The sequence below is a fragment of the Paenibacillus sp. CF095 genome (assembly GCF_900101225.1).
Lineage (GTDB): Bacteria > Bacillota > Bacilli > Paenibacillales > Paenibacillaceae > Paenibacillus.
Map to the genome: position 1 here is coordinate 896,449 of NZ_FMZN01000001.1, position 18,352 is coordinate 914,800.

General features: G+C 46.9%; 21 protein-coding genes. 17 read left to right on the top strand and 4 right to left on the bottom strand.

Annotated features, from left to right (window positions below; translation table 11 throughout):
* Positions 1-98: 98 nt before the first annotated feature.
* A complete protein-coding gene (gene splB, locus BLS69_RS03925) occupies positions 99-1,169 on the bottom strand; it encodes a spore photoproduct lyase (RefSeq protein WP_091028797.1) in 1,071 nt (356 codons plus the stop codon).
* A 191-nt stretch (positions 1,170-1,360) separates the two neighbouring features.
* Here splB and mntR point away from each other — a divergent pair, with 191 nt between their 5' ends.
* The 3 genes from mntR to BLS69_RS03940 all read left to right on the top strand — a co-directional run bounded on the left by mntR (position 1,361) and on the right by BLS69_RS03940 (position 4,696).
* Entirely contained in the window at positions 1,361-1,789 is a 429-nt protein-coding gene (gene mntR / locus BLS69_RS03930; protein WP_036614415.1) for a transcriptional regulator MntR, read from the top strand.
* Positions 1,790-1,998: 209 nt separating this feature from the next.
* On the top strand, positions 1,999-3,603 hold the full coding sequence (locus tag BLS69_RS03935; protein ID WP_091028799.1) for a family 10 glycosylhydrolase: 1,605 nt from the start codon (positions 1,999-2,001) through the stop codon (positions 3,601-3,603).
* A 91-nt stretch (positions 3,604-3,694) separates the two neighbouring features.
* Positions 3,695-4,696 carry a patatin-like phospholipase family protein gene (locus BLS69_RS03940; protein WP_091028801.1) on the top strand — a complete coding sequence of 334 codons (1,002 nt, stop codon included), beginning with the start codon at positions 3,695-3,697 and terminating at the stop codon, positions 4,694-4,696.
* Positions 4,697-4,756: 60 nt separating this feature from the next.
* On the opposite strand, the gene BLS69_RS03945 is transcribed toward BLS69_RS03940, so the two are convergent.
* Together BLS69_RS03945 and BLS69_RS03950 are read right to left on the bottom strand one after the other, a co-directional pair.
* A complete protein-coding gene (locus tag BLS69_RS03945) occupies positions 4,757-5,089 on the bottom strand; it encodes a hypothetical protein (protein WP_036614407.1) in 333 nt (110 codons plus the stop codon).
* A gap of 5 nt (positions 5,090-5,094) precedes the next feature.
* A complete protein-coding gene (locus BLS69_RS03950) occupies positions 5,095-6,087 on the bottom strand; it encodes a DUF1385 domain-containing protein (protein ID WP_062835280.1) in 993 nt (330 codons plus the stop codon).
* A 213-nt stretch (positions 6,088-6,300) separates the two neighbouring features.
* On the opposite strand from BLS69_RS03950, the gene BLS69_RS03955 reads away from it, so the two are divergent.
* The 5 genes from BLS69_RS03955 to BLS69_RS03975 all read left to right on the top strand — a co-directional run bounded on the left by BLS69_RS03955 (position 6,301) and on the right by BLS69_RS03975 (position 10,806).
* Positions 6,301-6,879 carry a YqhR family membrane protein gene (locus BLS69_RS03955; protein ID WP_091028804.1) on the top strand — a complete coding sequence of 193 codons (579 nt, stop codon included), beginning with the start codon at positions 6,301-6,303 and terminating at the stop codon, positions 6,877-6,879.
* Between the two features lie 76 nt (positions 6,880-6,955).
* Entirely contained in the window at positions 6,956-7,399 is a 444-nt protein-coding gene (aroQ, locus tag BLS69_RS03960; RefSeq protein WP_062835278.1) for a type II 3-dehydroquinate dehydratase, read from the top strand.
* Positions 7,400-7,438: 39 nt separating this feature from the next.
* On the top strand, positions 7,439-8,512 hold the full coding sequence (locus BLS69_RS03965; RefSeq protein WP_036674988.1) for a M24 family metallopeptidase: 1,074 nt from the start codon (positions 7,439-7,441) through the stop codon (positions 8,510-8,512).
* A gap of 292 nt (positions 8,513-8,804) precedes the next feature.
* Entirely contained in the window at positions 8,805-9,362 is a 558-nt protein-coding gene (gene efp / locus BLS69_RS03970) for an elongation factor P (protein ID WP_017687580.1), read from the top strand.
* Between the two features lie 190 nt (positions 9,363-9,552).
* On the top strand, positions 9,553-10,806 hold the full coding sequence (locus tag BLS69_RS03975; protein ID WP_047843625.1) for an aspartate kinase: 1,254 nt from the start codon (positions 9,553-9,555) through the stop codon (positions 10,804-10,806).
* Positions 10,807-10,892: 86 nt separating this feature from the next.
* On the opposite strand, the gene BLS69_RS03980 is transcribed toward BLS69_RS03975, so the two are convergent.
* Positions 10,893-11,642, bottom strand: coding sequence for a 2-phosphosulfolactate phosphatase (locus tag BLS69_RS03980; RefSeq protein ID WP_091028807.1), 750 nt, complete (start codon positions 11,640-11,642; stop codon positions 10,893-10,895).
* A gap of 262 nt (positions 11,643-11,904) precedes the next feature.
* On the opposite strand from BLS69_RS03980, the gene spoIIIAA reads away from it, so the two are divergent.
* The 9 genes from spoIIIAA (at position 11,905) to accB (ending at position 18,304) form a co-directional block, all read left to right on the top strand.
* Positions 11,905-12,909, top strand: a complete 1,005-nt coding sequence (gene spoIIIAA, locus BLS69_RS03985) for a stage III sporulation protein AA (protein WP_036674989.1) — start codon at positions 11,905-11,907, stop codon at positions 12,907-12,909.
* On the top strand, positions 12,902-13,420 hold the full coding sequence (gene spoIIIAB / locus BLS69_RS03990; protein WP_036614389.1) for a stage III sporulation protein SpoIIIAB: 519 nt from the start codon (positions 12,902-12,904) through the stop codon (positions 13,418-13,420). The genes spoIIIAA and spoIIIAB overlap by 8 nt, the downstream gene beginning before the upstream one ends.
* Positions 13,421-13,449: 29 nt before the next feature.
* Positions 13,450-13,653: a stage III sporulation protein AC gene (gene spoIIIAC, locus BLS69_RS03995; RefSeq protein ID WP_017687585.1), complete on the top strand. Its 204-nt coding sequence runs from the start codon at positions 13,450-13,452 to the stop codon at positions 13,651-13,653.
* Positions 13,654-13,685: 32 nt separating this feature from the next.
* Complete coding sequence (spoIIIAD, locus tag BLS69_RS04000; protein ID WP_017687586.1) at positions 13,686-14,075, top strand: stage III sporulation protein AD; 390 nt, start codon at positions 13,686-13,688, stop codon at positions 14,073-14,075.
* 68 nt (positions 14,076-14,143) lie between these two features.
* The gene (spoIIIAE, locus tag BLS69_RS04005; protein ID WP_371129059.1) at positions 14,144-15,286 is read left to right on the top strand and encodes a stage III sporulation protein AE; all 1,143 of its coding nucleotides are present in this window, start codon (positions 14,144-14,146) and stop codon (positions 15,284-15,286) included.
* Positions 15,287-15,318: 32 nt separating this feature from the next.
* Positions 15,319-16,149, top strand: coding sequence for a stage III sporulation protein AF (gene spoIIIAF / locus BLS69_RS04010; protein ID WP_176872562.1), 831 nt, complete (start codon positions 15,319-15,321; stop codon positions 16,147-16,149).
* A 15-nt stretch (positions 16,150-16,164) separates the two neighbouring features.
* Positions 16,165-16,803, top strand: coding sequence for a stage III sporulation protein AG (spoIIIAG, locus tag BLS69_RS04015; RefSeq protein WP_017687589.1), 639 nt, complete (start codon positions 16,165-16,167; stop codon positions 16,801-16,803).
* A gap of 66 nt (positions 16,804-16,869) precedes the next feature.
* Positions 16,870-17,700 carry a SpoIIIAH-like family protein gene (locus BLS69_RS04020; RefSeq protein WP_091028815.1) on the top strand — a complete coding sequence of 277 codons (831 nt, stop codon included), beginning with the start codon at positions 16,870-16,872 and terminating at the stop codon, positions 17,698-17,700.
* Positions 17,701-17,839: 139 nt separating this feature from the next.
* Complete coding sequence (gene accB, locus BLS69_RS04025; protein WP_036614903.1) at positions 17,840-18,304, top strand: acetyl-CoA carboxylase biotin carboxyl carrier protein; 465 nt, start codon at positions 17,840-17,842, stop codon at positions 18,302-18,304.
* Positions 18,305-18,352: the final 48 nt, after the last annotated feature.

The window sequence follows — 18,352 nt, forward strand, 5'->3', positions numbered from 1 at the left end:
CTACATGTTACCAGAGACACTCTGGGTCATGTAACCTGCTTTTTAATCGTTAGGAATGCTTATACCAGCATATCGTTATGGGCAGTCCCGTTTTTTGTTTAGGTGAAGTAATCAATATTGGCTAGTGGAAAATGTTCAAAGATCCGTTCCGTAATGAATTCGCGCAGCGCATCTTGCTGGTCATCCTTATACACATACTTGTACTGACCCCAGCGGCCCCATTTCATCTTACGTTTCTCGATATCCATCTCCAGCTTGGTTTTGGGATAACGTTTCTCAATGGTTGCTTTGGCCGTTTTGGTAAAACGGTGCTGGATCATCTCAAAGGTAAGGTCCTTGGTTGCTTCCTCTGGAAGTGTATCTGCCAGTTTCTGCAACAGATCCGAGTATCCTTCTTCCCAGCCGTCATACCACATAATCGGAGCGATAATGAATCCCAGGGGATAACCGGCGTGTGCAATTTTGCCAGCAGCTTCAATGCGTTCCTCAAATCTGGAGGTAGCCGGTTCAAAGTTTTTGATGACATAATCCGAATTGACACTAAACCGGATACGGGTGTGGCCGTTATGTTTAATGTTCAGCAACGGATCAACGTGATGATATTTGGTTACAAATCGCAAGCGCCCATATTCTTCTTCCGCCATAAAACGAATCAGGTCACTTAAATTCTCCGTGATATGCTCGAGTCCTACGGGATCAGACGTACAGGCGGCTTCAAATCGCGTGATTTCAGGCGCCCGTTCTTCGATGTATCCTTTTGCAGCCTGAATGATCTCCTCGGTATTAACATAGACACGAACATAAGGTTTCGCACCAAGTGTAGTTTGAAGATAACAATAATGGCAGTGCCCCATACAGCCTGTAGAGATGGGAATGGCATATTCCGCTGAAGGTTTCGACTGGTCAAACTTGAGTGTTTTGCGCACACCAACGACCAAAGTACGCTTTGCCATCCGGTACTTTTCTTGTTCGGTTTCACCGGGCAGGTTTGTGATTCGGTTATGGGATGTGGTCATCTGATAAGGTATGTTTTTGGATGTCACCCACTCCATAATCCGTTTGCCTTTATCATATTCCAATGCACCGGGTTCAAAATACACCAAATCGGGAATAAAGGGTTTAGTACCTTTTGCTTTTCGAACTGGCGGTGAGGCTACACTTGTACTCACGAAATCACTCCTTTCGATGCGGAACTTTGCTTAGTTTGCCTCGTTTGGTGAGAAGTCACGCTGCCAATTACTTGTGTAACAGCGCGCTCCGAACTGTGCAGGACTTGCCAATGCGTATTGATAACATGTATCATTATAAGATAGGGACCAGGCACGAATAGGGGCCGGTCAGAGAGAAAAGAGGGAAGCAGATGCCAACGCCCAGTATGGAAGATTATTTGGAGCGTATATACAAATTAATTGATGAAAAGGGCTATGCTCGTGTGTCTGATATAGCTGAAGGACTGGAAGTACATCCTTCATCGGTGACGAAGATGATCCAAAAGCTGGACAAAGACGAGTACCTGATCTATGAGAAGTACCGCGGACTGGTGCTTACGCCAAAAGGCAAAAAGATGGGCAAACGTTTGATGGAGCGCCATCATCTGCTTGAACAATTTTTGACAACGATTGGTGTTCAGGAACAAAATATCTACAATGATGTTGAAGGCATTGAACATCACCTGAGCTGGGACTCCATTACATGCATTGAGTCCTTGGTTGAATACTTCCGTCAGGATGAGAGCCGGTTGCGAGACCTCAAAAATCTTCAGGACGTCATGAGTAATACGGAGTCTTAAGATTCAGCAGTGGAATAAACATGATGATATACAATGAATTGTATCCTGTGATCAAAGGATGCTTCTTGCCGTTTCAATGGCAGGAAGCATTTTTTTGTGTGCAATCACACCATAATTTGGTGATTTTCGCAACTAAACGAAGGGTAGGAGCGTCTATTAAACTAGTAGAATTTACCGCAAATTTATAATGATTTTGGAGGACTGCACTAATGAATGTTCGTAAAGGATTGATGCTGCTGCTCATTTTTGTACTTGGATTACAGACAGCAGGCATGACAGCACAAGCAGCCGGGCAGAAGGAAATCACTATTTTTCTAGACGGCAACCGTTTGGAATCGGATGTATCACCCTACATCTTGCCCAAAGTAAATGTAACGATGGTGCCTTTGCGTGTTATTAGCGAAGGACTGGGTGCGTCTGTTTTATGGTCTCAAGCTACTCGTACCGTGACCATTCAGAAATCCGATTCGGTCATCTCTATGACGAGCGGACGCCAGCAGGCAACTGTGGATAACGCTGTAGTTGGTCTGGATGCATCGGTCGAATTGAAACAAGGTCGGGTCATGGTACCCATTCGTTTCGTCAGTGAGAACCTGGGCATTCGAGTGAACTGGAATCAGTCAGCCCAGACCATTGATCTGTACACAGGAGACGAATCAGTCCCAACTCCTGAACCAACCCCGGCAACCCCAGCGGAGCCTGGAGGCACGGGCACTGTACCAGCTTCTGAAGAGATGCGGGGAGCCTGGATTTCCACTGTGAATGGAGACTGGCCTACATCCGGTGCCAAGGGAAATGTAGAGAAGCAAAAACAGGAGTATACAAAACAGCTAGATACGTTGCAAGGTATGGGCATTAATGCCGTATTTGTCCAAGTGAGAGCTAATGGGGATGCCATCTATCCTTCAGGTCTGGTACCTTGGAACAGCGTATTAACAGGAACACAAGGTAAAGATCCTGGTTATGATCCCCTCGCGTTTATGGTCGAGGAAGCACACAAACGGGGCCTGGAATTCCACGCCTGGTTTAATCCGTTTAGAGCAACAGCGAGTACATCAAACTTGGCTGCAAACCACATCTCGAAGCTTCATCCCGACTGGATTGTGAATGCATCCGGCAAAATGTACATTAACCCGGGTATCCCGGAAGCCAGACAGCATATTATCGATACGATCATGGAAGTGGTCAATCAGTATGATATTGATGGTGTACATCTGGATGATTATTTCTATCCGTCCAATGTGACTTTTAATGATGATGCAGCCTTCAAAACCTATAACACATTAAATACTAAGGACCGTGCCGAATGGCGTCGGGACAATATCAATCAGTTTGTTAAGCAGCTCGGGCAGAGCATTCACAGAGCGAAAGCTAACGTTGAATATGGAATTAGTCCATTTGGTGTGTGGCGTAACAAATCTGTTGATCTGACAGGTTCTGATACCAAAGCAGGAGTAACCGCGTATGACAGCATGAATGCAGATGTGCGGACATGGATTAACCAGGAGTGGATCGACTATGTCGCTCCGCAGGTGTATTGGAGTATGACACTGAGCGTAGCCCGATACGACAAAGTCGTGGACTGGTGGGCGAATGAAGTGGCTAACACAAATGTAAAATTGTATATCGGCCACTCACCTTATAAGTTAGGTACGCCAGAGATTGGCTGGCAGACATCACAGGAGATCATCGATCAGCTGAACTACAACAAGAAGTATTCTTCGGTTAAAGGGGATATATTCTTCAGTTCACAATACCTGACGAAGAACCCTCTCGGCCTAATTGCCAAATTAAAAGCTTATTATGGTCTCTAAAACAATTTAACAATACGGTTATAAGACAAACCCTTGTTCTCATAGAGTGGCAGTAGAAACGTGGCTGCCTGGAGAACGGGGGTTTTTTGTTATGTTAATTAACGCTGTGTTTGAAGGTGGAGGCGTCAAAGGGATCTCGCTTGCAGGTGCTGTGCAGGGTGCTCAAGACTGCGGCATTCAGTTTAATCGAGTGGCAGGCACATCATCCGGTTCCATTGTAGCTGCTCTGCTAGCGGCCGGTTACAGGGCCGAGGAGATGAAAGTCATTATTGAGAATACCCCCTTTGTTTCATTGCTGCGTCGCTCCCCCATATTTAATACCCGATGGATCGGACCCGCGGCAAGGCTGTTCTTGAAGAAAGGCTTGTATTCGGGGGAGGCATTGGAATCATGGATTCGCAAGATGTTGGAGCAGAAAGGGATTCGCACATTCGCTGACTTGCCGCAAGGTAAGTTGCTTATTACGGCATCCGATATATCCAATGGAACCATTCTGGTGCTGCCGGACGATATTCGACGGTTCGGCATTGATCCTGCCAAGCTGGATGTTGCAAAAGCGGTACGTATGAGTTGCAGTATCCCTTATTTTTTTGATCCCGTAGTCATACGCAAATCGCCAGTATTCTCCAAAGGACTTCCTTTTCAAGATCAGTTTGTCTATGTAGTGGATGGTGGATTGCTTAGCAATTTTCCGCTGTGGCTCTTCGATGGGGATCGTACGGAACGAGGGGGAGACGTTATTCCGGTTGTCGGATTCAAAATGGTGGGGAAGACGGAAGTGGAACCTGCCCGTATTAAAGGACCGTTAAGCATGCTTCAGGCCCTTGTGGAGACGATGCTCACAGCACATGATGAACGCTACATCGAACAGATTAACCGGTTTCGGACAGTGAAGATACCAACGCTTGGGATTAAACCAACGCAATTTCATTTATCGTTACAGGACAGCACGGCCTTATATCGATCAGGTACTACCGCAGGGAGTGAATTTTTCAACGGGTGGAATATGAAAGTGTATGATGAACAGCTGGACAAACAAAGAAAAGAATTGCGCAAGAAACAGGCAGAAGCTCCGCCTCTGATTCCTGTATAAACGTGAAAAAAGCAATTCTCCGCATATTGGGAGAACTGCTTTTTTGTATATCAGTAACTTTTAATGAAATTTCGGTATATCTTCATCGCTTTTCCCTTTTTGTCCCTGAATCACTTGGAAAGGATAATCCTTGCGTTTCTTAGAAGAGCCGCTGCTCTTTCTGGCACTGGACTGTGCATTGACTTTTGCCATGGTTCGTGCCGATGGCTTGATCTTTGGTGATTTGGTTTTGCTTGCCCAGCGACGAGGCGGATATTTGTACAGCAGGAATACAGCTCCGAACACGACCAGAGGAATAATGATCCTGGATGGACTAGCGTTCCCCAGCCAAGTCAAGACTCCAACAGCAGCTAGTGCGATGAACGTCCAAAATAAGATTGCCTGCTTGTTCATATCATTCACCCTTTCACAGGATCGAGTGTTGCAACAGGTACTTCTGACGTAGCAGAGACATTGGCAAGCTTGGCATCCAACTCACGCATACGGTTAAACGAAGCAATGGATACTTCTACCTGTTCGTTGGTCGGTTCTTTTGTTGTCAGCAATTGCAGCCACAATCCCGGGTATCCGAGATAACGCAGTACAGGAATATCACGTACTGAATTCGTGAGCTTTAACAGTTCAAAAGAAATGCCTAGCACAACTGGCAATAACAACAGACGCTGACCCATCCGTTCCCAGAGGTTATCGTACGTGAAGAGAGAGTATAGAAACACTCCAATAATGACTGTCAACATAATGAAACTGCTTCCGCAGCGGTAGTGCAGTCGGCTGTACTTTTGCACGTTCTCCGGTGTCAGTTCTTCACCAGCTTCATGTGCGCTGATTACTTTGTGTTCCGCTCCATGATACTGGAAGAGACGTTTAATCATCGGCGTCTGTGAGATTAACCACAGATAGGCGAGTAACAGGATCAGCTTAATGCCGCCTTCCAGTAAATTATGCAAAAACTGATTGTCGAATGCATTTTTGAATAGAAAATTCTCGATAACAACAGGAAGCAATGTGAGCACAACTTTACCAAAAAGGAATGAAAGGATGGCTACGGCAGTCACACCGATGATCATGCTTAGGCTCCAGCCCGAACCTTCTTTCTCTTTTTGCTTGGCTTTCTCTTCCGGTTCCAGTTCATCATCAGCATAGGCGTCAGCAGAATAATTGAGATGTCTGCTACCTTTGACACTTGAATCTATAATGCTGACAATTCCGCGTAATAAAGGAATCCGCCGCAATTTCGTGACCCAGGACTTGTCTTGCTTGGGAACTTCCAGATACGTAATTTCGCCGTCTTTTCTACGAACAGCTGTAACGTTGACATGTTTCCCACCGAACATTACGCCTTCAATGACAGCTTGCCCCCCATAGCTGACAGGCTTGGATTGTTGAGGCAAATTATTCACCTTCCTATTCTGTTCTAGGCCTTCGCGATCAAAGGCAGTTTAATAACCCTATTGTATCGAATTTTAAGACCAATTTCTAGTTTGTGAGTCAAACCTTGAAGGATGTTGTTAAGATTGTCCTGTTTTGAACATACTACCTCGTAGAATCAGAGCGGAAATTCGAGGCATAATGCGGGATTATCAACTGAATGAAGGAGAATATCGATGACAGAACGTAAGCATGAAGATACATCACACGATGAAGGTCAACGTCCCAATGAGCGGCAGCAAAAAGACAGGGGCAGACGCCCTACCCAGAGGCAAGGTCAAGCACACTACTACACGAATCCATTTTCCTTTGCGTTAGAGCTTGGCTTTTTTGCCGGTTTTATCTGGGGCGGGCTACATTGGCTATTCTATCTGTTGCATTTTACGATTGTACCTGTCGGATTTCTGGCCGAGCCTTTTTTCAAACATGAATATATATATACCGCAGCAGGACATTTGACAGGCTGGCTGTTTTTTATCGTCTTTTCCATCTTGGCATCCTTACTCTACACGTTCACGATTAGAAAACTGAAAGGGCCGTTACCCGGCATGGTGTATGGAATCGTCTGGTGGCTGATTCTCTTTATACTGGTCGGACCAAAACTGGGGATGATGAAACCTTTGAACGGTTTAACGTGGGATTCAATCATCACGGAACTCTGTTTCTTTTTGTTATGGGGGCTGTTCATTGGTTACACGGTAGCCATGGAGTACACGGACGAACGCAAACGCGAGCCGGAGCAAGCGGGGGCATAGCGCAAAAAAGCTTCTCAATCCGGCAATGGCTGTGTTAAAATAGCAGATGGTTATTTGCAGAGAGGGTGGAGCAGCGATGAAACGAATTATTGTGATCAATGGTCCGAACCTGAACATGCTTGGTGTACGTGAACCGGGCATCTATGGAACGCTTAGTCTGAAGGATATTGAAGACAAAATTCGCAGACAGGCTGATGAACTTGGCGTCTCCATCGCTTTTTATCAATCGAACCATGAAGGGGACATCATTGACCGCATTCATGCAGCGATGGGTGAGGCAGACGGAATCATACTGAATGCCGGAGCATTTACCCATTATAGCTATGCTATACGTGATGCAATCAATGCTGTAAAAGTCCCTACGGTGGAAGTACATCTATCCAACATTCATGCACGCGAAGCGTTCAGACATCATTCAGTGATTGCAGCGGAAACAATCGGGCAGATTGCCGGATTTGGCGAAGTAAGCTATGAACTGGGATTGCTGGCTCTTGTGCGTCATCTGGACAAACAAACCTGAGCCGGGAACCCGGGAATGTGAGAGAAAGAAGGGTTACCGATGGAAAACAAACGAGTAAATAAGTTGCGTGAAGCCATGCGTGAGCATGAACTCACTGCAATGCTGATTACAAACCCGATTAACCGTCGTTATATGACGGGCTTTACAGGCTCGGCGGGATATGTGCTGATTACGGAACAGGATGCATATCTGCTGACTGATTTCCGTTATATGTCACAAGCGCCTCAGCAAGCCAAAGGATTTACCGTTGTGGAACATGGAGCTAAGCCGATGGATACGGTGCGCGAATTGCTGACATCCGCGAATATCAAAGAAGTGGGCTTCGAACAGGATAGTGTCACATTCGGCACGCATTCCGCTTATGCTGAAGCACTGCAGTCTATTGAACTGAAAGCTGTATCCGGGATCGTGGAACAACTTCGTATGTTCAAGGATGAAGACGAGATCGCGGTCATGCAGAGAGCAGCAGATCTGGCGGATGCCACGTTCAGCCACGTTTTGCAGTTTGCAAAACCAGGTATGACGGAGCGTGAAGTGGATCTGGAGATGGAGTTTTTCATGCGCAAACATGGAGCAACGTCCTCTTCGTTTGACACCATTGTAGCATCGGGTGAACGTTCTGCTATGCCTCACGGTGTAGCGAGCAGTAAGGTCATCGGACAGAATGAGTTAATTACATTTGACTTTGGTGCACTTTTGGACGGATACTGTTCAGATCTGACACGTACCATTGCAACAGGTACACCTGTACCTGAACTGCGCAAAATTTATGACATTGTACTGGAAGCTCAGTTACATACGCTGGAGAACCTGAAACCGGGTATGACCGGACGGGAAGCAGATGCATTGGCTCGTGATATCATTGCAGGTCACGGATATGGAGATCAATTCGGACACAGCACAGGCCACGGTCTGGGTATGGAAGTTCACGAAGCTCCTCGCCTGTCCAAGCTTAGCGACGATGTATTGAAACCGGGTATGGTTGTTACCGTTGAACCGGGTATATATATTGACGGGCTTGGCGGCGTGCGTATCGAGGATGACGTAGTGATTACCGAGACGGGTATTCATATTCTCACGAAGTCGGACAAGAAGTTCACCGTAATCGGCTAAATTACAGCCACCAGGGATATAAGACGATTTTTAATGTGTTATTTAAAATGAAAAATAAGAAATTTCACCATATCGGAGAGTGCAGAACCAATCTGAAGAAGCGAAGCGTTCGCCTTTATCACCGGATTTTCCCATTGTTAATGGGATCAAAAAAATCTGGGGATAACAGCGATCGGAGGATGGTACTGCAATCGAAGTGAACGAGGTGGCCATTCTTGGGCTCATTTTACATATAACATTAACCCCTCGTCTTATATCACCTACTTTTTAACCATATCAGGAGGGATTTTTTGTGATTTCAGTAAACGATTTTAAAACAGGCTTGACCGTGCAAGTAGATAACGATATCTATACCGTGCTTGATTTCCAACACGTTAAACCAGGTAAAGGCGCTGCCTTCGTACGTTCCAAATTGAAAAACCTGCGTAACGGTAACACCGTTGAAAAAACATTCCGTGCGGGCGAAACGATTGGTCGTGCCATCATCGAAAACCGTGGCGTATCCTACCTGTATGCAAGCGGTACAGAGCACACGTTCATGGATAACGAAACTTATGATCAGTTCACATTGACTAGTGATCAACTGGAATGGGAATTGAACTTCCTGAAAGAAAACATGGTCGTTAAGATTGTTAGCTATCAAGGTGAAATCCTCGGAATTGACTTGCCAACAAGCGTTGAGTTGAAAGTCATCGAGACTGAGCCTAGTGTTAAAGGTAACACTGCACAAGGCGCTACCAAAAATGCAAAAGTGGAAACAGGCTTGAACGTACAAGTTCCTTTGTTTATTAACGAAGGTGATGTTCTCCTGATTGACACACGTGAAGGTAAATACTCTTCCCGTGCGTAACTTTCACAAGCTGTAAGCTAATAAACGGTATTAACAACCCTTTGCCATTCCTTTGGCAGAGGGTTTTTTCGAAAAAAGATTAGCCTATCAGGCGCTTTCGTAATATACTGGGTTAAAGTCATTTCTCGTAGAGAATAATGACGATGGACATTAATTATGCATACTGCACAAGGTAGGGAGTGGATTTGCGTTGTCATTGTACGTCATGAAATTTGGGGGCAGCTCGGTCGGAGATACAGAACGCATGAAGCGTGTAGCCGGACGTGTTGTAGAAAAAGCTGATGAAGGACATCGGTGTGTAGTCGTGGTTTCGGCCATGGGGGATACAACAGATGATTTGATTGATCAGGCAAAACAATTGAATAGTGATCTGCCTGCTCGTGAGATGGATATGCTCTTAACGACAGGAGAACAGATTTCGATCTCTTTGTTATCGATGGCTATTCAAGCACTTGGACGTAAGGCAGTATCGTTTACGGGCTGGCAGGCGGGATTCCGCACAGAGCCGGTTCACGGAAAAGCACGTATTCATGATATTCAACCTGACCGCGTGAATGCAGCACTTGCCGAGGGCAACATTGTTATTGTTGCAGGCTTCCAGGGCATGACGGAAGACGGCGAGATCACAACGCTGGGTCGTGGTGGCTCGGATACAACAGCTGTAGCGCTGGCGGCAGCAATTAAGGCTGATGCGTGTGAGATCTATACGGATGTAGACGGAATCTATTCTACGGACCCGCGGATCGTTAAGGTTGCGCGCAAGCTGAAGGAAATATCCTATGACGAAATGCTGGAACTCGCTAATTTGGGAGCAGCGGTGCTGCATCCGCGTGCAGTAGAGTACGCGAAGCATTCCGGTGTACCTTTAATTGTAAGATCCAGCTTTAACCATAATGAAGGAACGGTTGTGAAGGAGGAAGCAGCAATGGAACAAGGCGTAGTGGTTAGTGGTATTGCCTATGACAAAAACGTGGCTCGCATCAGTATTCTGGGTGTGCCGGATGTACCAGGAGTTCTGGCCGAAGTATTTGGTGCGCTTGCATCCAATCAGCTGGATGTGGACATTATCGTTCAGAGCGGAGTGATGGATGGCAAAGCGGACTTCTCATTCTCTGTGGCGCTGTCTGATCGTGAGAACGCATTACGTGTCATTGAAGGCCTTCACAGCCGCTTGCCTTACCGTGAAGTCACATCTGAGGAGAACCTCGTTAAAATCTCCATTGTTGGCGCAGGCATGGTCAGTCACCCAGGTGTAGCTGCGAAGATGTTCAAAGTCATTTCCGCTGAAGGCGTGAGTATCAAGATGGTGAGCACTTCCGAGATCAAAGTATCTTGTGTCATTGACGGAGATAAGCTGCATGACGTCATTAAGGCATTGCATACAGCATATGATCTCGACACTGCCGAGCAAGCCGTTATCGGTGGACCTCAAGATCGCAGATAAGTATTTTCTGTGTGTGTAAATTAGCAAAGGTGTACTGTTGCCAACGGGCAGCAGTACACCTTTTTTTGTTTTTCTCATGGCAATTTTCACATCAACTTGAACATCTTTCCCCCGCGTATGCCTTTATAAGGTTGCATGAGGTTCCCCTCCCCCATCTCGGGAACACAATCCAGCAAGTTTAATTGAGAACAATATGAAATGTCATGAACCCTGCCTAGCTTTTCAAGCCTACGCCCGCTAACAGATCCCTGCACCAGCTCGGGGATGCTCTCTTGACATTGGGATACCGCCTGATGAAGTACTATGCCGAGATCGTTTAGTTGGAGGGGAGAACAGGATTGACGGTGCAGTTCGTCGATGATACATCCAGCACACAAGGCGTCCTCCAGTGCAAATTCATCCTGATTCCCCGCACATAACAGCAATACATCTCGTTGAAGTTGGCAAAGAACTGCTGCGACAGCCCTGACATTGAGAAATGATCCAGCTAGTACATGTTTCGCCCTGGAAGCTTTGATCAAGGCGCGGGTTCCATCGGTTGTGGTCAGTATGATTGTTTTATCTGCAATGTCCTCAGTCATATATTCATAGGGGGAATTCCCCACCTCGAATCCGGTGATTTTTTTGTCAAAACGTTCCCCGCCTCGAATGCAATCTTTCACTTCCATTTGTTTGGCTTGTGGAACGGTCTCTACAGCAATCACAGCGGAAGCGTCATACGCCAGAGCCGTAATAATCGTACTGGTCGTACACAATACATCAATGACAACTGCACTTCGCCCTGCGATATCAATAGTACGTACTTCATTCACATTGCCAACGACATCAACTCGCACTCCCCACAACTCCTTTCTTATCTGGGGATCGGTAGTTCTGTTTTGAACCGAAATGGAACTTACCTATCTGCAATTACTATATGCATGCACATCTAGACAGGTGCCTAGAACAGAAGGTGCATCTATGCTTTCAACTCTCAACCGTATTCTGAAGAATTGATAGATTTCAGCGTCATAAATTAAATGTACAGGCATAAACTTGAGATATGAACAAGCGCCAGAAGTGTGAACCAAATGATCTCAAGGTTGGAGGAGCCTACTCATGAAGGTGAACTGGAGGGAACTTTTTCCGGAACCGATCCGAACCATTCTTGGAAGAATGCCACCCGCTCTATTGGAACAAGTGGAGGAAGTACGTATTCGTGAAGGCAGACCCCTGGAGATTAATGCAGGCAACACATACCACTTCCTGACACCTCAAGGTTGTCCGACCGGGAATCCTGAAGAAGCGTATGTTCCTCAGAAAGAAGTGACGCACAGGTTGTTGGACCTGATCAGTAACCATTCACTTTATACATTGGAAGAGGAACTGCGCAAAGGGTTCATCACCATACCTGGGGGACATCGAATCGGGCTTGCTGGACGAACGGTACTAAGCGGTGGGCGTGTCGAATACCTGCGTGATATCAACGGGTTTAACGTTCGGGTAGCCCGTGAGGTACATGGAGTGGCTGATCGTATCCTTCCTTATCTTCTCGATATGAAGAGCGGACAGGTCCTGCACACGTTGATCCTATCACCACCACAACAAGGGAAAACGACGTTGTTACGAGATCTGGCGAGACAAATTAGCAGTGGTACAAAGCTTACAGGGGGAACTGAACTGGTTCAGGGAATACGCCCACGTCTGAAAGTGGGCATTGTGGATGAAAGGTCCGAAATCGCTGGTAGCTACAAAGGAGTACCTGGCTTCGACGTAGGTCCCCGAACAGATGTGATGGACGGTTGTCCGAAGGCTGAGGGCATGATGATGATGCTTCGCTCCATGTCGCCCGATGTCCTGATTGTGGACGAGATCGGTCGTCCGGAGGATGCCGAGGCGGTGATGGAAGCCCTGCATGCAGGAGTCTCAGTGATTGCGACTGCGCATGGCCGTGACCTATCGGAGCTGTCGGCCAGACCTGCCCTCAGAACCTTAATTACGGAGCAGATGTTTCAACGTTATGTCCAGCTGCAACGGACGAGCCGGGGCATGACCTTTCGGCTGGCTGATGGCAAAATGCGTGGGTTGCAGCAGACCGGGGCAGGAGGTGAAGCCTTTGGTTAACATGTTTGGTGCGGTAATTATTTTGTTAGCCAGCACCCTCGCCGGATTTTACAAGGCCAGACAGTATGCATTAAGACCGAGACAGTTGCGAGAACTCATTGCAGCCCTCCAGCGACTAATGACGGAGATTAACTATGGGCTCACTCCACTTCCCGATGCCATGGGCAAGATGGGAGCACAGACCAAAGAACCTGTAAAGACGCTGTTTCTTCATGCAGCTACACAGATGGAACCTCCTCATGGACTCACTGCCCGGGAAAGTCTGCAGTCAGGCGTGGATCTGGCGTGGGGAAGATCAGCCATGAAGGCTGACGAGAAGGAAGTGATGCTGCAATTAAGCTTCAGCCTTGGCACAAGTGACCGTCAGGATCAGACCAAACATATATCGTTAGCCATTCAACAACTAATGCATGAGGAATCCCGTGCCCAGGCCGATCAAATGAAATATGAACGAATGAGCCGAAGCCTCGGGATGCTTGTCGGAGCGTTAATCGTCATTCTGATCTTCTGAAATAGCCGGGATAGTGAGGTGCCAAGGTCATGAATCTAGAAGTGAACGCAATCTTTCAAATTGCGGGTATCGGAATCATCATCGCCATGATTCACACGGTACTGAAACAAATGGGAAAGGAAGATATGGCTCACTGGGTGACCGTAATCGGATTTGTCGTTGTATTGTTCATGGTGGTCCGTATGCTGGACAGCCTGCTACAAGAGATCAAATCGATATTTCTTTTTCAATGAAAAACGGTCATGAAGCCGGATGGTGGTGACCTGTGGAAATTATCCAAGTTGTAGGTTTGGCGCTCATCGCAACAGTGCTCATTCTGGTCATTAAGGAACAGAAACCGATGTTTGCCTTTCTGATTGCTGCCGCGACTGGCATTGTCATCTTCATGTTGTTGATTGGCAAAATCGGTGCAGTCATCGAAGTGTTAAAGCGGCTTGCCGAGAATTCAGGCATGGAAAGTATTTATCTGAAAACAGTGCTGAAAATTATTGGCATAGCGTACATCGCAGAATTTGGCGCACAGATTGTCAGGGATGCAGGTCAGGAGAGCATTGCGTCCAAGATTGAACTGGCTGGTAAGGTATTGATCCTTGTACTTGCTATACCGATCATCAGCATTATTATCGAAACCGTCATGAAGCTGATGCCGGTGTAGAAAGGGCGTGCGGACTTCATATGAAATCAATGCATCATAAGCCGCAGTGGCGCCTTACGGTTGTGCTGATGCTCTGTTTTCTGTTTGGTATCCTGGGACAGGTTACTGCAACCTCGCCTTCCGGTGAGTGGATGGAGCAGCAGGCCGATCAGCTTCCCAAGGATCAGGTGGAGAAATACTGGGATCAACTGATGCAACAATACGGTGGTTTCTTCCCGGATGGGAAGACCCCTTCCTTCATGGATATGTTAATCCCCGGCAATGAAGGGTTCAGCCTGAAATCGGTGTTTGTGGCGATCGGAACCTTCATGCTGCATGAAATTTTATATAATGGCAAGCTTCTGGTCACGATTGTGATGTTAAGCGTACTCAGCATGATTCTGGAGACTCTTCAGACCGCATTTGAGAAAAATAATATTAGCAAAATCGCCTATTCCATCTGTTATATGGTCATTATCATCATTGCAATCAACAGCTTCAGTGTGGCGATTGGATACGCCAAGGATGCCATAACTGGCATGATCAACTTTATGATGGCCATGGTTCCCTTGTTATTCACACTGCTTGCGTCCATGGGTAATGTCATCACCGTCTCGGTGACACATCCACTCATCATTTTCATGATTCATCTGGTGAGTACTTTGATTCATTTGCTGGTATTCCCGTTACTCTTCTTCTCAGCTGTTCTCCATCTCGTCAGTTCATTGTCTGACAAGTACAAGCTGACACAGCTGGCAGACCTCCTGCGCAATATTAGTGTGGCACTGCTGGGTATCCTGCTGACGATGTTTTTGGGTGTAATCTCGGTTCAGGGAGCATCGGGATCGGTAGCGGATGGAGTCAGCCTGAAGGCCGCCAAATATATCGCAGGCAACTTTGTCCCTGTCGTGGGCAGAACATTTGCGGATGCGACGGATACGGTAATTACAGCTTCTTTACTTGTCAAAAATGCAATTGGACTCACCGGGGTGATCATCATTTTGTTCCTATGTGCCTTTCCGGCACTCAAGATCCTGGCTCTTGCCTTGATATACAACGTAACTGGTGCCATTATGCAACCGCTCGGAGACACCCCGATTGTAGGATGCCTGCAGGCCATCGGCAAGAGCATGATCTACGTATTTGCGGCGCTCGCAGCCGTCGGGCTCATGTTTTTCCTGGCAATTACCATCTTGCTGACCGCGGGCAATATGACTGTCATGATGCGCTGAATTGTATGTTGGCAAGAAAGGGGATGGAAAGGATGGGGTGGCTGAGCAACTGGCTCCAGGAATTGATTATGATCGTTCTGCTGGCGACTTTTGTGGATATGCTGTTGCCGAATCGATCCATGGAACGTTATGTCAAGCTTGTGCTGAGCCTTCTCATCCTGCTGACCCTTTTATCACCCATAACCAAGCTCCTCAAAAGTGATCCGGTTGGCGAACTGAAACGGGCAATGTCGGCAATGGATGCTCCATCGGATGGGAATGCAACACTCGAACAGATATTAGCTCAGGGCAAGCGGCTGCAATCCAATGAACAGGAACAATCCTTACAATGGACAGCCAAAGAACTGGCTAATGTCATGAAAGGTCAGATTGAAGAAACAACAGGTGCCAAGGTGCGGTCCGTAGAGGTACAGCTAACCATGAGTAAATATGAAACCGAGATGGAAGCTGCCTCATCAGTCGAACTGCCTGTAATCCAGCGTGTATTGGTCGAGATGGCCGGAGAGGGTGCAGGAAAAGAAGTGAAGGCAGGGAAGCAAGAAGTCGCTGCAAATACACAACCCATATTTGGAACAAACACAGAATCCGAGAAGGATGAAACACATCAAATACAGCAGCCCATCCGGGTTGGTCAGATTGAAGTGCCTGATGTTCAGATTGATGTGAGTAGAGGGCAAAGTGATGAAAATGAAGCGTCTTCCGAGCCTGTTATACGTGATCAGCCAGATGAGACGAAGCAGCAAGGTGAGACATCCACAAGGTCCGAACATGCAGTGCAGATTATTACATTGTTGACTGAAAAGTGGGATGTTGATGCAAACAACGTTCAAGTGACAGAACCAAAAAGTGCTGGAGTGCTCTGAGAAGGAGGGTGTCCGATGAAACAATGGTTCAAAAAGATGGAAACCTGGATGGGTGGCGGAGAGGGTGGGGCAAGGCGAAGTCAAACCTTCCGCTGGCTGATTATCCTTGGTTTGATCGGGGTGGGAATCATGCTGTTCAATTCCTTCGTCAATGTCAAAAAAATTGATTCCGAAAATATCGGTCGGGAACCACCGGACCCGGCAACATCCATGGCATCCATACAGAGTGATCCGTCAGAACAGAATCCTTTTCAGGCGATCGAAATTGCATTTGAAGACAAAATCAAAGGTGTGCTGGAAAACATTGTTGGTGTGGGAACGGTTGATGTGATGGTTACCGTGGATTCCACAGAAGAATTGGTCGTTCAGCGGAACGTGAAGGATTCTCAGCAACTTACCGAAGAAACCGATGCTAGCGGGGGCAAGCGACATATGACGCAATATACCCGTGATGGCGAGATTATTACGTACGAAATATCAGGGGATCAGACACCTATAGTGACCAAAAAGCTCAAACCGCAGATCCGTGGGGTGCTTGTGGTTGCGAGGGGTGCAGAGAACAAGGTTGTGAAGGACCTGATAACCGATGCTGTGGAAAAAGGACTGAATGTGGCAGCCTACCGGATCTCGGTTGTCCCGCGCAAACAAGACTAATCTGATGTGTTGAATCACAAGATTCAATTCTCATAAGATTGAAGCCAATTTGAGGAGGAAGTTCTAATGAATAACAAACGTCAAACGGTATGGCTCGTTTCCATGCTGAGTCTGATGGTCATTTTGTCCGCGTATTATCTGTTCACTGAGGATTCCGGTCCAATCAACGCGCCGGTGGCAGACAGCCAGCAAGTGGATGGAATCAAGCAAGGGGAAGCAAAGGAGACGGCAGGCATTCTTGATCCTACAGAAGGTTTGGTTGTGAATGAAGTGGTGAATAGCGGCGAAGTTGAAAGTGATCCAAGTGCGGCTGGCGCTATGGAAGAACCGGCGGCTACGGAAGGTAAAGAAGCTGGAAATACAGAGAAAACACCTGCTGTCGAACCAGGCGAGAATAAGAGTGAGGCAGGCAAAGAAACCAACAAAGAGACCGACAAAGGGGCAACAACTACACCGGAGACAGACGGTCAGACAGGCGGCACTGCAACCAAGACAGATGAGGAAGTCCTCAAGGAAATGGAAGAGCAGAATACGACAGCATCTGCGAGCAGCCAGTTCCAGAACTACCAGTGGCAACGTGAGGAAAGCAACAATCGCAAGTATGAGGAACTGATGACCGTGGCAGGTGATCTGAGCAAAACGCCAGAAGAGAATGCCAAAGCAACGGAGCAACTCCGTACACTGGAAGAAAAAGAAGCCAAAATCACTGGCATTGAGGAGACGCTCTCTCAACAGTTCGCTAATGCGATTGTTCAAGAAGATGCCGACAAGTATAAAGTTGTGGTCCTCAGTGACAAACTGGATGTAAAACAGGCGGTATCCATTGTCGATCTGGTCATGAAAGAATTGGCGGTTTCACAGAACAAAATCAGCGTGCAATACGTCACAGAACAGTAATCCAAATCATGGAAATGCAGTCCCGGGAGCTGGTTGTACTCTCGGGCTCTTTCCATTTTTAATGATTATGATATAATACATAAAGCCATATGACCGTCCTAGTGAGACTGGCATGATGCCGAAGGAGTGAATAATGGAAATGTTTAAATTGAGTGAAATCAAAGAACTGATTAAACTGGTAGATGAAAGTTCCGTTCAAGAGTTGGAAATTGAAAATGAAGGATCACGGTTATCGATCCGCAAACCGGGCAAAACGGAGTATGTTCAAGCAGCTGCTGTGCAACCGCAAATGATTGCTGCTCCGCAAGTACAGCCGGCCGCAGTGGTAAGTGAAGCTGCACCGCAGGTCGATACTACAAGTCATTTACATAAAATTGTATCTCCGATGGTAGGTACTTTTTACAGAGCTTCCTCGCCGGAAGCGGGTCCTTTTGTGAGCGCTGGTGATAAAGTTGTTGAGAAAACAACGGTATGTATCATCGAAGCTATGAAGCTGATGAACGAGCTTGATGCGGACATCAAGGGAGAAATCGTTGAAGTGCTGGTTGAGAACGGACAGCTGGTCGAGTATGGGCAGCCCCTTTTCCTGGTGAAACCGGAATAACCGTTATAGCTGGTAAACAGCTAACCGCATGAGCTTCGAAGGAGGACA

What these genes read in the sequence shown, in the direction of transcription:
- mntR (WP_036614415.1), top strand. Translation starts at nt 1,361, where the DNA reads ATGCCAACGCCCAGTATGGAAGATTATTTGGAGCGTATATACAAATTA.
- BLS69_RS03935 (WP_091028799.1), top strand. Translation starts at nt 1,999, where the DNA reads ATGAATGTTCGTAAAGGATTGATGCTGCTGCTCATTTTTGTACTTGGA.
- BLS69_RS03940 (WP_091028801.1), top strand. Translation starts at nt 3,695, where the DNA reads ATGTTAATTAACGCTGTGTTTGAAGGTGGAGGCGTCAAAGGGATCTCG.
- BLS69_RS03945 (WP_036614407.1), bottom strand. Translation starts at nt 5,089, where the DNA reads ATGAACAAGCAGGCAATCTTATTTTGGACGTTCATCGCACTAGCTGCT.
- BLS69_RS03955 (WP_091028804.1), top strand. Translation starts at nt 6,301, where the DNA reads ATGACAGAACGTAAGCATGAAGATACATCACACGATGAAGGTCAACGT.
- aroQ (WP_062835278.1), top strand. Translation starts at nt 6,956, where the DNA reads ATGAAACGAATTATTGTGATCAATGGTCCGAACCTGAACATGCTTGGT.
- BLS69_RS03965 (WP_036674988.1), top strand. Translation starts at nt 7,439, where the DNA reads ATGGAAAACAAACGAGTAAATAAGTTGCGTGAAGCCATGCGTGAGCAT.
- spoIIIAA (WP_036674989.1), top strand. Translation starts at nt 11,905, where the DNA reads ATGAAGGTGAACTGGAGGGAACTTTTTCCGGAACCGATCCGAACCATT.
- spoIIIAC (WP_017687585.1), top strand. Translation starts at nt 13,450, where the DNA reads ATGAATCTAGAAGTGAACGCAATCTTTCAAATTGCGGGTATCGGAATC.
- spoIIIAE (WP_371129059.1), top strand. Translation starts at nt 14,144, where the DNA reads ATGCTCTGTTTTCTGTTTGGTATCCTGGGACAGGTTACTGCAACCTCG.
- spoIIIAF (WP_176872562.1), top strand. Translation starts at nt 15,319, where the DNA reads ATGGGGTGGCTGAGCAACTGGCTCCAGGAATTGATTATGATCGTTCTG.
- spoIIIAG (WP_017687589.1), top strand. Translation starts at nt 16,165, where the DNA reads ATGAAACAATGGTTCAAAAAGATGGAAACCTGGATGGGTGGCGGAGAG.
- BLS69_RS04020 (WP_091028815.1), top strand. Translation starts at nt 16,870, where the DNA reads ATGAATAACAAACGTCAAACGGTATGGCTCGTTTCCATGCTGAGTCTG.
- accB (WP_036614903.1), top strand. Translation starts at nt 17,840, where the DNA reads ATGTTTAAATTGAGTGAAATCAAAGAACTGATTAAACTGGTAGATGAA.